We start from the raw sequence: 15,707 nt of genomic DNA on the forward strand, positions 1-15,707 counted from the left end.
GGACGATCCAGTCCATCTCGGGGACGGTGAGGACAGTGCGACGTTTGGGCGGTCCACCGCGCGAGGATTTACCCCACCGCACGAACAAGCCGCCGCTGCGACCGAACGCGGGGACCTTCGGATTGTGCCGCAGATCGGCCAGATCCAACCCCCACGCTTCGCGGCGACGAAGCCCGAACGCGTAGATCGTTTTCAGCAGCGCGGCGTCGCGCAGAGCGCCGAGTGCACCTTTGCGGTGACGAGCACGGATGTCCTCGACCCGTGTATCTGCGGCGTCGAACAAGAGTTGGACTTCGTCATACGTCAACGGCCGCCGGTCCGGGTTGCCCTCGTATTCGCTGGTGTGGACGACGGTGTTGCCCGAGTGCAGCAATTGCGATGGTGCGACGTCGAAGCGCTGCATACATTCAGCGGACCATCCGTAGCGCGGATCGGTGACGAACTCGAGAAATGTTCTCAGGGTGTGTTCGTAGAGTCGTGCGGTTGCCACGGTGATGCGTCGTCCGCAGTGGCGGCGGGTGTCGATGAATTCCTCGACGTCGGCGCATCTCCACGACCACGGGTAGTCGTTGGTGAATTCGGTCATGCGCCGGATCTTCAACTCTCGGCCGGCGATCGTTTCGGGCTTGAGGAACCGTGCCCGTTGTTGGCGTGCCCAGCCGTCGAGCATCGCCTCGAAAACGGCCGTCTTCGGATCGAGATGCGCTACCCCGGGAGCGAGCACGAGATGGCTCGCTCCCGGTAGATCAGCCGCCGACACCATGTTGCAAACGATGCATCATTATTGCGTTGGTGGCAACCCCTGAGTTTTGCCTGTTCAGACCTCACGGCGCGTGCGACGATGAACCCGAGGCAACTGCTCCGGCGCGCATCGACGCGCGATACCGACGAACAGTCGAATGCAAAATCCGATGCAACTCCGCTCGGTTTCCGCCGTACCCATCTGGATTGCTAATGGCCGAGCGCCAAAAAAAGTGTGTCGGAGTGATGACGACTTTCGTCCAGAACCGTGCCACCGTCTTCGCGGTCAACGGCTGCTGCAACGGTCGCCACGCCCGACGAACCAGCTGAGGTGTTGCAGCATCGGTGTCGTCGCCGAACAACGCCAGTTGCATCACTGTGGCCGACACTGGCTAATCCTGGCGCTCAACGGTCGAGCTCTCGCGGTCACCATCGACCGTGTCGCCCTCGACCGTTGTTGCAACGAGCTGCATCGCCGGTCCTGGTGCGTCCAGCTCGTTGCCTGAGTTCGAGTCGCCGGTAGCAGTGGTCGACGTCGTCGCGGTGTTCTCGGCGAGCAGCGCGAGGAGCTTACGTGCTTCACCGGTTGTGATGCCGGCCAATGTCGCGGCAGCGCCGAGTGTGCCTTCCCTGGTGCGGATGGCATCGAGAGCGCGCGCCATGGCGAGTTGCGCAGCGTCGATCTGTTCGGCGGCAGTGAAGAACGCGGTCAGCGAGGTCATGTTGGCGTCGTCGCGGCGCTTGCGGTCGACGAGAACTTTCTGCTGCGCCGCACGCGCCCGAGCGCGCGCGTTCTGTCGTGCCTGAGTCGACGCCATGCCGCCCACCTTAACCCCAAACCCTGACTTTTTCGCAGATCCTGACACAAGCTCCCGCGTATCGCCGATCCGCATACGCCAATCCTGCATCGACATCACGCCATCCTCAAATGCCGCTTTTGCGTCATCGAACCGCTTTTCTAACCCACACACCTCATGCACTAAGGCTGCATACCGCGTTTCTGCTGGTAGAGTTCGCGCCTGTGATGGGTCTGCATAAGCTGACCGCTGGGGATGGGTACGAGTACCTCACCCGGCAGGTTGCTGCTGCCGATTCCACTGAAAGAGGGGCCGCTTCGCTGGCCGATTACTACTCCGAAAAGGGGGAGTCTCCGGGCCGTTGGGCTGGGGCCGGTCTTGCCGGCCTGGGTTCGGTCGCACCGGGTCAGCAGGTGTCGGAAGCGCAGATGAAGGCGTTGTTCGGTGAGGGGTTGCACCCGAATGCGGATCTGATGTTCGAGTTGGCGATCGCCCAAGGCGCATCGAGAGAGGATGCGGCGCGGTCGGCGAAACTGGGTCGGGCGTTCAAGATCGACTCCGGTGCCACGGAGTACCGGGTGGCATGTGCGGAGGCTTTTGTCGCGCACAATCTCGCCGTCGGTGAGAAGTGGAATGCGCCGATCGAGCCCGCCGCGCGTGCCCGGATTCGTACCGTCGTTGGGACAAAGATGTTCGCCGATGAGTACGGGCGCGCCCCGCTCGATGAACGTGAACTGTCCGGGTGGGTGGCGAAGATCGGACGCCAGAAGACCACTGCTGTTGCAGGTTTCGACTTGACGTTCACGCCCGTGAAAAGTGTGTCGGCGTTGTGGGCGGTCGCTCCGCGTGAGGTGTCGAAGCAGATCGAGGCTGCGCACGAGGATGCAATTGCTGCCGCAATTGACTACTTGGAGAAGCACGCGTGCTTCACCCGTGTCGGGACCGGGGGAGTCGCGCAGGTCGACGGCAACGGTTTGATCGCCGCACAGTTCACGCACCGCGATTCGCGTGCAGGGGATCCGAACTTGCACACGCACGTCGCGATCAGCAACAAAGTCGCGACCACGCTGCCGGACGGGACGACGAAGTGGCTGGCCCTCGACGGCGGCGCGTTGTACCGCAACAACGTGCCCGCTTCCGAGGTCTACAACACCGTCCTCGAAGCGCAACTGCGGGACCGCATCGGTGTGCGGTTCACCGAGCGCCCGTCGCAGGATCGGTCCAAGCGGGCGGTCCGTGAGATCGACGGCATGGATGAGCGGCTTGCCGAGCGCTGGTCCTCACGTAGCGCCGCGATCAAAGCGCGCACCGCTGAACTGGCCCGCACTTTCCAAGCCGATCACGGCCGCGAACCGAGCGCGATCGAAGCGATCTCACTTGCGCAGCAAGCAACGCTGGAAACCCGTGCAGCGAAGCACGAACCGGTCAGCCACGCTGAGCAACGCAGCGGGTGGCGGGGCGAGGCGATCGAGATCCTCGGCTCCGAGAAAGCATTGTCGGAGTTGGTGTCCTCCATTACCGGGCGCACCGCCGAGGCGGCGACCGCGGCGTTCGATGCGCCGTGGATCGACGCTGTGGCGGGCGATGTCGTGCACGTCGTCTCACGCGGGCGGTCGAGGTTTCTGCGGCACAACATTCGCGCTGAAGCAGTACGTCAGGTACGCAAATACAACCCGTCGACGGAGCGGATCGACGCACTCGTCGAGGCGATCACCGACGCCGCGTGCGCGGAGGGATCTTCCATCGACCTCTCCGGCGCCGTCGATATCGACCCGGCCGCGGAGATCGCACCGCAGGTGATGCGTCGCCGTGACGGACTCGATGTGCATACCCGCCACGAATCGGCGTTGCTGACCACCGCTGCGGTGCTCGATGCGGAAGGCCGCATCGTCGCCCTCGCACAGCGCGGTGACGGTGTTGCAGTGGCCGAAAAGCACGTGGAGATGGCGTTGCTCGAGTCCACTGCGAACGGGCGCGACCTCAATGCCGGCCAACGCTCGCTGGTGCGCGCAATGGCCACCTCGGGGGCGAAGTTGCAGCTCGCTCTCGCGCCTGCGGGTACCGGCAAGACCACTGCAATGAAAGCGTTGACTCGGGCGTGGCAGAACGCGGGCGGGCGGGTTGTCGGGTTCGCACCGACCGCTGCCGCCGCCACAGTCTTGCGTCAAGACATCTTGACGACCACCGACACGTTGGCGAAGTTCGTCGACATCACCCAGAAGTTGCGGGACGGAAGATCGGTTGCAGTGCCCGAGTGGTATTCGGCGATCGGGGAGAACACACTCGTCATCGTCGACGAGGCCGGCATGACCGGGACACTCGATCTCGACGACGCCGTCAGCGCGCTTGCTGAGCGCGGTGCAACGGTGCGGTTGATCGGCGACGATCAGCAGCTCGCTTCTGTCGCATCCGGCGGCGTGTTGCGCGATATCGCCGACCGTGTCGGTGCGCTCTCGCTCTCACAGGTGGTGCGGTTCAGCGACAGTGCCGAGGGCGCAGCCTCGCTCGCGTTGCGTGAGGGTGACGATGCCGCCCTGGGTTTCTACATCGACAACGGACGGGTCCACGTCGGGTCGATTGCTACCGCCACCGACGACGCCTACACCGCATGGACGCTCGACAAGGAGGCCGGCAAAGACGCGTTGATGCTCGCCCCCACCCGCGAGCTCGTCGCCGAACTCAACACCCGCGCCCGCACCGACCGACTCGCCGCCACCGACACCCCGGTCGGGCATGAAGCTCTACTCGCCGACGGGCTCTACGCCAGTGTCGGGGACACCGTCCGCACCCGCTCGAACGATCGCCGCAACCCGCTCTCGCGTACCGACTGGGTCCGCAACGGAGACCGGTGGATCGTCGAAGAAGTCGACGTCGACGGGTCACTGGTGGTGCGCCATCTCGAACTCGGCCGCACCGTCACCCTCGGTGCCGACTACGCGGCATCAGCTACCGAACTCGGCTACGCCGGAACGGTGCACTCCGCGCAGGGGTCGACCGCCGACACCTGCCATGTCGTCGCCACCGGCGATGAGACCCGTCAGCTCGCCTATGTCGCGTTGACCCGTGGCCGGGAGAGCAACCACCTGTATCTCGCGACCGCGTCCGAGGGTGATCTGCACACTGCGATGACCGAACGTGGACTGCTGCCCCCGACCGCTGTCGATGATCTGCGCGTCATCCTGCGCCGCGACGGAGCGCAGGTCTCCGCGCATTCGACGCTCACCGCCGCCGACGACCCGCACCTCAATCTCTCTCCCGCCGCACGGGCCTACGACTTCTCGGTGGCCACTGGCTCCGAAGTGCATCTCGGGCCGGACGTAATGGCAGCTATCGACGTTGCCGCCGAAGAGGAAGCACCCGGTCTGACCGACGAACCGGCGTGGCCGACATTGCGCGGGCATCTGGCGATCATCGGTGCGCACGGACGCGACCCGGTCGAGGCATTGCGCAGCACGATCCGTTCACGTGAACTCGATTCCGCTCTCGACAGGGCGGCTGTTCTCGATTGGCGGCTCGATCCCACCGGTAAGCATTCCGCCGGACGCGGACCGTTGCCGTGGCTTCCCGCCATCCCGGACGTGCTGCGCGGCAAGCCCGAGTGGGGCGACTACCTCGATGCCCGCGAAGAGCTGGTGACTGCGCATTGCGCACGTATCGGTGCCGACGTCGCGACGTGGACGCCGACGACCGCTCCGGTGTGGGCGCGCCCGCTGCTCACCGGAGAACCCGACATCGACCTGTTGACCGATCTTGCGGTCTTCCGTGCCGCGCATGATGTGGATCCGGCCGACCGTAGGCCGACAGGACCCGAGCAGTATGCCGCTGCCTCGCTGAAGGTTCAGCGCACGCTCGATCGCCGCGCCGGCGCTGTCATCGGGTCGGGCAACGACGCAGTGAGCCGGTGGCAGCCGTTCGTCGACGAACTCGACCGCCACATTGCCCGTGACCCGTACTTCCCGATCCTCGCCGACCGGCTCGCCGCCGCCGCGCGGGCGGGAATCGACGTGCACACCCTCGTCCGAGACGCTGTCGGTACGTCGCCTTTGCCGGACGAGCTTCCCGCTGCTGCCCTGTGGTGGCGACTGTCCGGTGAGTTGTCTGTCGCTGTGCTCGATGCCGACAGTGACAGCGGCGACCTCGCTCCGTCGTGGACGCCGGTGTTGACCGAGCTGCTCGGTTACACCGCTGCGGTGCGGGTGATGTCCGACCCGTCCTGGCCGGCGTTGGTGGCGACCATCGACGCCGCCGACCCGGCAGCATGGACGCCCGGGGAGTTGCTCGGGACTGCGTACGAGTTCCTGCACGGCGGCATCGACCCGGTCGATCACGGTGTCACCTTCCCTGCCCACGAACTCGCCACCGCGCTGACGTGGCGTGCAGAAATGTTGGTGCGCGAACACCATCTAGCCCGCACCTACACCCCGCCGGACGTCGAACCTCTCGCCGCCGAGGACGAGGAAGCACTCGCCCCGATCGACGAGGTCATCGGAGACATCTCCGCCGACGTCTTCTCAGCCGAGTGGGCAGACCCGGCCAATCGGCCACCGCCGGTCAACGCCCGCACAGCCGCTGCGCCCGGTGATGCAGCGTCACCGTCGATTCCCGTCGAGGCCGACGCCGACTATCTCGCATCTCTCGACGTACTCGATGCCCCGGTCGAGTACGACGACGCACCGCCGCCACCGGACTTCGACGAGGCGTACCCGAGTGAGCCCTTCGTCGAGGCTGCCGACTCGGCCGACGGTGTGTCGCCCGATGCCGCCGAGGTGCCGGAGGATCCGTGGGAGAAGATCGCGGCATTGGCCAGCGCGGTTCCGTTGCTGTATCCGACGGTCACTCGCGACGAACGTGTCCGCCTGCTCCGCAGAGACGTCGAGGAGGCCAAGGCCAAGCGCGCCGCGCTGCTCACTGCCATCGAGGACGGCACCAGCCCCACCCTGCTGCACAGCGACCAGATGCTCCTGGACATGCAGTCCACCGCCGACCGGCAGAAGCCGGCGCGGGTGGCGATGCTCGACGCGCGCCAGGACTGGATGGACGCCACGTTCGAGGCCGAAGCGTTGTGGCATCACATCGACACTGTTGTCCGTCCGGATGTCGCCGCCGCAGTCGCGGCCGCTGGCGGCGACGAGGATGCACGTGCACTCGCCGGGCGCGGTCTCGAGTGGGAGATCTGGCGCGCCGGGTTCGCCGACGAGCACGCCGCCAAGGCTCGTGTTCTCGCTCAGCAGACCGCCGCCGACTACGACAGTGTCACCGCGGCCGACGGCGGAGAGGTCACCGCCGTCGACGTCATCACCGCTCGCAGCACCGTGACGAGCATCGACCTCGGTGCACTCGCCGAACTTCGAGCCGAAGTCGGTCGACTGGAGGCGGCCCTGTGGCGCGCCGAGCACGCGGTACGACGCGCAGCGATCACCGCGCCCACCGCGCCGGCACCCTCTACCCGCGCTGTCAGCGCGGCCGCTGAGAACGCGGAGACCGTATCGGTTGCCGACGCCCACCCCGAACGGTCGACCGCACAACAGTTCCCAGAGGTGCCCGTCGACGAGGACGCGGCGCTACCCGCACCGGCAGCAACACTGTCGGCGTCCGATGCTGCGCTGCGCGTGAAGATGGAACAGAACCCGATCCAGCTCGTACCGGACGCAGAGTTGATCGCGTTCGTCGACCGCGCCGGACGATCGCGCACCGAGCCCACGGTGGTGGCAGACACCGAGAAGCTCTACGCCCGGCTCACCGAACAAGCCGCAGCGATCGCCGCCGCACGCGAACTCGCCACCGAACTGCGGCGCATCACCGCAGAACACCAGACAGCACACAGCGAACTTGCGGCGCTCACCGTGCAGCTGGCCGCAGCGAAGCGGCGCGAACGCAAAAGCATCAAACCCGCCGTCGACGACGCACGACTACGCGAAGAACGCCTCGCCCGCCAAGTGCAAGACATCCAGCGATCCGTCCGCGAAGCGGCCGGGCGTGTGCGGGCTGAGACCAGCGAATGGCCTGCGATAGTTCAGCGCGTCGCCGAGCCGGGCCGCCGCGTCGCCGACCTTATAGCCGCGGCCGTGTTCGACGCCGCCATCACCGAACGTGGACGACGACTGCGAGCAGTGACGTTGGCCGGCGAGCGTCACGCTGCCGAGCAGCGCATCCGCGCTGTTTCGGCGTCAACTCGTCGGGTGGAGGCTGCCGTGATCGACGGTGTCACTGACACCGTGGACCTTCGCAGTGTCGACGCCAAGCCTGTCGATCTGGATGCACAGAAGAGCATCGCGCGCGTGGTGGCAGATTCGCCCGTCCCCGGAATCTCACAGAGCGCCACGCAGACAGAGCATCCGGAACGACTGCCAGCTCCTTTCGTCACAGAACGTCTGAACGACAACGACCACGGACTGTGACACCGCGTGGCTTCGGTTCAGAAGTCCATGCAGTCCCGGTGATTTCTGACTCAGCTGTGCGGTCGATCAGAGCTTCGAGCTCGCCAGCTTGGATCGCCTCTGCAACTTCATCACGAATGTCTGGTTCAAATGCGGACGGGCAGTCCCGATTCGATCCAGGCCATTGCATCCGGAAGCGTTGAAGTGCAGGTCGCGACAGAGGCGTAACTAGCAATGACTGGCATCGAGTTGGTCGGTACCGGCGATCTGTTCAGTGCGCTCGAACAGTAGGAGGTGGGCGCATCTGTACGAGCATGGTCGCGCGTGGTTGTAGCGTTTCTGGATCAAGGATCGCTTGCCAGTAGCCGTTCGAGATTGGCATGGTCAGGCCGATGCCGCTCCCGCCGTTCTTAGACGCTTCGAGATACTCTTCGCGGCCGGCGACTTCGTGGCTGTAGCTGTAGTCGGTGGCGGCAACATAGTCGTAGTTCGCGCGGAGGTTGGGCACGAGAGGGGCTGGGGGTAATACATCGACAACGTAGTCCAAGGCGGCGCGGTAGAACCGCTCGAGCGTAGGCGTCGAGGTGTTTGTCTGTGCGGCATCGGTCAGTTGCTTCTTGGTGACCGTGATTTCCGTGCGTTCAGCTGGCGATTCGAATCCGCGAAAAACGTCGAAGTCATCTGTCGCGGAAACGAATTCATCGAAGTCGAGGTTGGCGATCGAGAGATTGTTCTCCACCTCTGCCAGGTGGGCGGGAGTTACGCGGAACGTTTCGAGCTGGTCGGTGTTCGGCGACACTTTCACTACGAGGATCAGATGTTCCGAGTCGTCGAAGGTCTCATTGTCTGCGACGAACAAGTAGTCCGATGCGTCATCGGGTAGCGACTGCGCGAGAGCGGTCGATGATGTCGATTCGAAGTCCCGATCGTCGACCACTGTCAGCGATGCTTGCGCTGTCGATCCATCCGACTGTCGGTACTCGTCCGTGCATTGTGCAATCACGGTGGCCCACTCGACATCGTCGTTGAAATCAGTCCGTACAAGTAGCGATTGGCCTTGAGGCAGTCTCACAGACATACTCCGACAGTAGTGGTACAAGAACTAGAGATGCGGCCTCGCGGATCGGGGCGCTTCGTTTCACTTAAACCGTTTGTCCGTGCCGAACCGAAGTTGTCACGGGCGGGCAGGTGGCTAAGGGATCCGAAGTCGATGGTTTGACCTGTCCTGAGCGAGTTTTGAGGTTCTGAGGTATCTCTCACGCAACTCCACCGTTGACTCGCAGCTGCCCGGGGGAGCTGCTATCTCACCCTAGGTTCGTCAATAAAGATTGACGAACCTAGGGTGGGATAGTGCTTGAGGGTGACACGGTTTTATAGGTCGAGGTCGTACCCGGGGTCAGGTTTGTTGCCGTACCCCGGATCGTGGGTTCCGTTGTCGGGCTCCTTCCACTCACCGGCGGTCCCGATATCGTGTTCCATGGAGCGTAGAAATCCTCCGGGGCGGGTATTCGGTTCGTCGGCTTCCGGCTGAGCAGTCGTAGTGGGCCCGGTCGTCTCCCGTGACCGGGCGACAGCTGTTTCGTTGTCGCGCATCATTGCGCGTACGTCGTCGGCGCTTCCCATGCCGAGGTCTTCGACGAGCGCTTTGGTGGGGTTGAGCATCAGCGACCAGCCCGGCTCACGTCCTTTCTCTGCCGCCCGTTCGGCACGGGCGGCATCGCGGGCGAGCGCTTCGGGGCTGGTTTCAGCGTCCTTGATCTCCCGGCGCAAGCGTGCGACTTCGTTCGAAAGGTCCTTGAGCTGCACCGCTTTCGGGAAGTCCGAAAGCTCCATCAGTTCGAGGTCGTCGAGGCGTTGCTCGTCTCGGTCGAGGGTGTGCTCTGCTTTCGCCAGGTCGGTGTCGACTGTGTAGGCCATGTTCTCCACGCGGGTCAGGAGGCCGAATGCGTGCTGGCTGCGGTCCCCGTCTCCGATCCTGGGATACAGATCCGATGCTACGAGGGACTTCGTCGACGACCCGAGACCGGAGAACGAGAGGTACAGCACGCTGTCCTGCGCGGGGCGGCACGCCTCGATCGGGAACCCGCTCATCTCTGCGACGACCACCGACTTGGTCATACCTTCACCCTTGAGGGACATAAAAGTGCTCTGCAACGCCGTCGCCATCGCCGCTGCCGCCTCGCCGCGCTTGGGGTAGAACACCCCGCGCACGGTCATTCCAGGCCATTGCTCGGCGTCACGCCGCGATCGCAGCACCGGAGCGGCCTCCTTCAGGCCGGCGACTCGATCGTGTGCCCGCGGTACTTCCCGGCGCAACCGGTCTCGATCGCGTTCGATGGAACGTTGCTCGGCGAAATGCGAGTCGGCTTCGGACTGGAGCTCCTGGAGCTGAGAGTCGAGTTCGATCTGCTGGATATACCGATCATCGCCCGTAGCGAGAGCCTTGGTCATTGCGGAGTTCTCCGCGAGGGAATCGCTGTCGAGGTCGACCACACGCCGCATCGAACGGTCCGCTTTCTTGAGCTGCTCGATGAAGTGCGCTTTGCGGTGCACGGTCTGCCACATCACGGTGTCGAACGTCTTCTCGGCGACGTAGTTGAACACCTTCACCTGTGCGTTCTGGTTTCCCTGCCGGATGATGCGACCCTCACGCTGTTCCAGGTCTGCCGGCCGCCACGGCACATCTACGTGGTGCAGTGCGATGGCGCGGTCTTGAATGTTGGTGCCGGTGCCCATCTTCTCGGTGGAACCGAACACCACCGACACGCGCCCGGTGCGGCACATCTCGAACAACCGGGCCTTCTCCGACGGCTTGGGGTAGTCGTGAACGTAGGCGATCTGGGCGGGGTTCATTCCGCCGGCAATCAACTCCTCTCGGATGCCGTCGTAGATCGACCACGAGCCGTTGGCTTTCGGGGTGGAGCGGTCGCAGAATACGATCTGCAAAGCCCCCGGTGTCGGGTGCGGCTCACCGGCCGAGTCGAGGTAGTTGTTCTCGCTCGATTCGTTGTGCACATCCAGGATTCGCGTAGCGACGATGTGCGCTCGTGAATGCTCCGGTGGTGCGGCGTCGAGGTGGGCGACCCTCGGGTCGAGGGTGGCGTTGCGGCCATCGTTCGCGACTTTGAGTGCGTTGTCGAGGTCCGGGCGCTTGGCATCGGCATTGTCGGCGCGGTAGCCGAGGTCGGCGATGAAATCTTGCACTTCCAGAGCGGGGGTGAAGGTGACGTCGATGTTGCGGCCACTGTCTTTGACCGGCAGCTTCGCCGGCACCTGATCGCGGGTGACGGCGTCGGTGAAGACGCTGGTCATACCGATCAGATCACCGACGTTTGTGAATTCACCGACCCGTGTCACCGCCCGCAGCCGTGATCCGGAGGAGTTGAGTTCGACGCGTTCGACGGTGTCGGTGAACGTCGCTCCCCAGTCGTTGATCTGGGAGACTCCGGCGTCTTCGAGTAGATCGGGCCGCAGGTAGTGCTGCATCACCCACAGTTCGGCGAGGGAGTTAGCGACCGGGGTGCCGGTGGCGAACGTGGCGACCCGTTCGATGTATTCCTCCGGCGGGATGCCTTTGGTGATCGCTTCCTCGCGGCGCATCGAGCGCAGGTAGTTCAGTTTGAGGTCCATGTCGGTGGCGCGGTGCGAGCCTTCGTTGGCGAGTTCGGTCACCCCGGATGCGCGGGCGAGGTTCTTGAATTCGTGGGCTTCGTCGATGAACAGGTAGTCGCAGCCTGATGCCTCGAACGTGAGCCCGCGATCTTTGCCTGCTTGTTCCAGTGCTGTTTCGAGTTTTTCCTCGAGTTTGGCTTTCATCGCTTCGAGTCGCTTGATGGTCAGATCCCCCGACGCCTCCGCCAACTCGGCACCGAGGCCGGCCAGTTGGGCGCGCATGTACTCGGCTTTCGTGCCGGGATCGACGCCGATCGAAGAGAACACCGAGCGGGGGACGATGACCATGTCCCAGTCCTGCGAGGCGGATTGCGCAACGAGTAGCCGGCGCCCGTCAGCGTCGGTAGCGGCAGATCCGGAAAGGATCCGCGCACCGGGATACCACTGGCCGGCCTCGCGGACAACCTGGTCGATGATGTGATTGGGCACCACGATCCATGGCTTGTCCGCCAACCCGAGGCGTTTGAGCTCCATCGCGCCCATCAGGATGGTGCCGGTCTTTCCTGCTCCGACGACGTGATCGAGCATCACAGTGGGTTCGGAGACGATCCGCGCCGCTGCGTTGCGTTGGTAACGGTAGGGCGAGTATTTGTCACCGAGACCGGGGAAGTTCATGTGCTCGCCCGAATGCACGGGCGCGACAAGGGAGTTGAACCTGTCGTTGAAAATGTCGAGAAGGTGTTCGCGGCGAACCTCATCGGCGTGCAAGGCCCACTGCTCGAACTCTTGCGCCAGTCGTCGCGCTTTGGACTGTGCAGCCCGGGTCGCGGCATCGTGCACAGGCGGTGCGCCGGCGCTATCGCGGAACTCTTTCGAGCTGGTGATCTCGATCGGGTCACTGTTGAGCAGATCGGTGAGCAATTCCTTCCATTCGTAGTCGCCGGCGCGGACACCGGCGTTGGCGATGCCGCGGTCTTCGGCCGGGCGGTGCTCGAAGTTGTAGCGCGTGGACCATGAACCGCGTTTGGGGACCAATGCCCACTTGAGGTCCTGTTCGCTGCGTCCGGAGTAGTGGCCCACTGATACTGTCCATCGTCCCGATGCCCGTTCGACGGTGACCTGGACGTCGTCGGGCACCTCGAAGGTCTCCCGGACGAACTGGGTGTAGGTCTCGGTCGGCACCCATGGGGCACCGAGAGCGACGTCGACGACGGTCTTGCGCGGCGGGATCACCGCAGTGAGGGCGTCGACATTCGCCTGGTAGCGGGGATCGAGGGCTGCGATTTCTTCGGCGGCTGCGAGCTTGTGTCGGACGTTGCCCGACAGATATGCCGACGTGGATACCCAACGGGTCGGGTCGGTCAGGGTGCGGAAGGCCCGGCCTTCCATCGCGGTTTCGGTCTGCTCGACGGTGGTGCCGAGGAGTTCGGCGATACGACCGACGTCGAGGCGGGCTTGTTCGTCGAGGCTGATGGCCATTGCTTCGTCGACGGTGTCGGCGTGGCTGCGCAGTTCCCGCGAATGGAGCACGTCGGTGTGGAAGATCGCCGCCTTGCGGGCGGTCATCGTCTCCTCGTCGAAATGTTCGAGTGCGAGAACCGGAGCGAACGTGGGATCGGTGCGCAGCGCCTTGCCGAGATGACCTTGTAGTTTGGTCGGCGTCCTGGGGTTGATCCACGCCTGGTCGGAAAGCCGGTCGAGCACGTCTTCGGGAAGACTGCCGGTGTACGGGTCGCCGGCGACTCCTTCGTCCTTGCGCCAGGTCTCGATCAGTTTCGTCAGAGCCGTCTCGTGCTGAGCCTCGGTGAGGTCCTTGGGCACCGTCATGGTGAACCGGTTGATCGGTCCGTAACGGGCGAGGTAGGAGTCGTACTGCTCACCGAGGATCTCCCGCAAGGCTTGCCGCTGCCCTGGGCTGGTCGCGCCATCACGCTGGGCGTCGATCAGGGCGCGGGTGGTATCGCGGAGCCCGAGCAGCTCACCCCATTCGGCGACTTGCTTCGCCCCGCGTGTCTTCACCGGCTCCCAATTCCCATAGGACCAGCGCTCGATGGTTCCGGCCTGCGCATCATGGCGCAGTGTTCCGACCGCCAAATCTTCTTCTTGCGGGTCGCGTCCTGCTGCGAGGAGTCCGCGCTCGAAATCCTCGCGGGTAGGACCGAGAGTGTCCCGCCAAGACGCGGTATGCCCGAGACCGCTCTCTTTGGCGGTATCGACGATGACGCCGAGTTGGCTTTCCACCAGCGCAGGAAGGTCGACGCCGTCGCGGGCGGCGACGGAGAGCGTGTCCTCTCCGTACATGCCGTGCCCGACCCGCAGCTCACCGAGCACCCATTCCGGATGATCGGTGTAGATGGCATTGATCGGCACGCCCTTGTCTTCCCCGGCATCGTCGAGTGCGGTCGCGTTCTCGAGGTGCAGAAACCGCTCGGTCAACGGAGCTATCTTTTTGCCGTCTTCGCGGCGGCGCAGCACGAGAATGTCGGTGACGACCTCGGTGCCCGCGACCCGGCGGAAAGCGTTCGACGGCAACCGCACAGCCCCGACGAGATCGCCGAGGGCCGCGATGTCGCGGCGGGCACGTTGATTCTGGGCGTCGAGGGTGTAGCGGGAGGTCAGGACGGTGACGTAACCGCCGGGGGCGGTCAGTGCCAACGATTTGACGATGAAGTGATTGTGAATCGAATGCTTGGCTTGATTGTGGACCGGGTCGTAGAGCCGGTAGTCCCCGAATGGGACGTTGCCGATCGCAGCGGTGAACGAGGATTGCGGGGCGGTTGTCTTCTCGAATCCTTCGGCGCGGATCTGTGCGGATGGGGACAGGGCGGCCGCGATCGCAGCGGTGGTGGCGTCGAGCTCGACACCGACCATCTGCGCGGAGGCGGGGGCGTGAGCGATGAAGGTGCCCGAGCCGCAACCGGGTTCGAGGACTCGGCCGCCGGTGAACCCAGCTCGGATCGTGGCCTGCCACATCGCCGCTGCGATCGCTGGATCGGTGTAGTGGGCGTTGAGGATGGTGCGCCCCGCCTGCGCCCAGCCGGTGTCGTCGAGCAGATCACGGGTCTGATCCCGTTCGGCTGTCCAGTCGGTTCTGCGGGGATCGAAGACCTGGGGTGTCGCGCCCCAGCTCGACCACCGCGCCAGCACAGCCTGCTCGGCTTCGGTGGCATAGCGGTCGTGGGCGGTGACCGTGGCGAGGGTGCGCAGTGCCTCGATATTGGCGTTCACCCGCGCTTTCGCCCCGGACGGCACCAGCACTTGGGTGCCGGGCCTGAAATCGACGGGCTCGACGTTCCACAGACGTTCGGCCAGCGTCTGACTATCCACGCCCATCGCTTCGGCCGTATCGGGCACCGCTGACTCCACTACCGCCTCCGGCACCGGTGGGGTAGCTGCCTCGGCGGCAAGGACTTCAGGGTCACGCGGAGTCGGTAGCGGTGTTCCGCCGACATCGGCCCCGCCAGGGTCGATCGGCGCCGCCCCGTCGGCGTCGAACGCGAACAGGTCCAGTTGGGCGTCGGCTTCGCTGCGGCGGGTTACTTTCCGCTTGCTGCGTGCTCGGCCACTCTCTCGTCGAGCAGGCTCGTGAACGATGGATACAGCGGGTGGCTCCGGGACGTCGGGTAGGGCTGGTCGTCCTCGATCCTCGCTTGCATCAGGTGCACTGCGTAGTAGCGGAACCGACCCGGCTTCTCCTCCCACAGTTGTTCCATCAGCCGCCGAGACGACTCGATCGGATCCTCGCAGTTCAGCGGGTTGCGCCACCTCTCCGGATCGGACCTGTGGACCTGGATCCGCGCCCGGTCCCGCTCCGCTTCCGCTTCCGCGCTCTCCTGATCCGGCGGGTACGCCTCCATGTCCTCCGGGAGCTGGTTGTAGATCTCCTCGTTGATCACGAAGTCGCTCGCTTGCGCCCACGCTTGGTTGATCAACCCCACCTTCTCCAGGTATGGGGCCGGTTCGCCGTTCTCCCGCAGGTACCTCTCCAGTACTTGGCTTTCCATGTGGATCTTCATGTTGTCGATCCGTTCCGCTATCCGTTCGCTCTCGCGCTCGAGGAACTCCTGCTGATCGGTCGGGCTCAGCTCCTGGGGCAGCCCCTGGTGCTCGAGATAAAGCTTCATGATGTCCTGCGTTATCGGGTCGATCATGGTGATCACTGTCCTCTGTGTCGGCGAAC

The 15,707-nt window shown here is 64.5% G+C and carries 6 protein-coding genes; 1 reads left to right on the top strand and 5 read right to left on the bottom strand.

Annotated elements, in window-relative coordinates; all coding sequences use genetic code 11:
• The 3 genes from QMK32_RS21220 to QMK32_RS21230 all read right to left on the bottom strand — a co-directional run.
• Positions 1-763 (bottom strand): site-specific integrase (locus tag QMK32_RS21220; protein WP_283477284.1); only part of this gene is annotated, 763 nt, incomplete at its 3' end.
• Positions 764-824: 61 nt separating this feature from the next.
• A complete protein-coding gene (locus tag QMK32_RS21225) occupies positions 825-1,130 on the bottom strand; it encodes a hypothetical protein (RefSeq protein WP_283477285.1) in 306 nt (101 codons plus the stop codon).
• A 3-nt stretch (positions 1,131-1,133) separates the two neighbouring features.
• A complete protein-coding gene (locus QMK32_RS21230; protein WP_283477287.1) occupies positions 1,134-1,559 on the bottom strand; it encodes a hypothetical protein in 426 nt (141 codons plus the stop codon).
• A gap of 206 nt (positions 1,560-1,765) precedes the next feature.
• Here QMK32_RS21230 and mobF point away from each other — a divergent pair, with 206 nt between their 5' ends.
• The gene (mobF, locus tag QMK32_RS21235) at positions 1,766-7,936 is read left to right on the top strand and encodes a MobF family relaxase (RefSeq protein WP_283477390.1); all 6,171 of its coding nucleotides are present in this window, start codon (positions 1,766-1,768) and stop codon (positions 7,934-7,936) included.
• Between the two features lie 250 nt (positions 7,937-8,186).
• Here the strand turns inward: mobF and QMK32_RS21240 are convergent, their stop codons facing one another.
• Together QMK32_RS21240 and QMK32_RS21245 are read right to left on the bottom strand one after the other, a co-directional pair.
• Positions 8,187-8,993 carry a DUF6924 domain-containing protein gene (locus QMK32_RS21240; protein ID WP_283477289.1) on the bottom strand — a complete coding sequence of 269 codons (807 nt, stop codon included), beginning with the start codon at positions 8,991-8,993 and terminating at the stop codon, positions 8,187-8,189.
• Between the two features lie 293 nt (positions 8,994-9,286).
• Entirely contained in the window at positions 9,287-15,229 is a 5,943-nt protein-coding gene (locus QMK32_RS21245; protein ID WP_283477290.1) for a helicase-like domain-containing protein, read from the bottom strand.
• Positions 15,230-15,707: the final 478 nt, after the last annotated feature.

Origin of the sequence: Rhodococcus sp. H29-C3, from assembly GCF_030063405.1 — a bacterium.
In the GTDB taxonomy this organism is placed as follows: domain Bacteria; phylum Actinomycetota; class Actinomycetes; order Mycobacteriales; family Mycobacteriaceae; genus Rhodococcoides.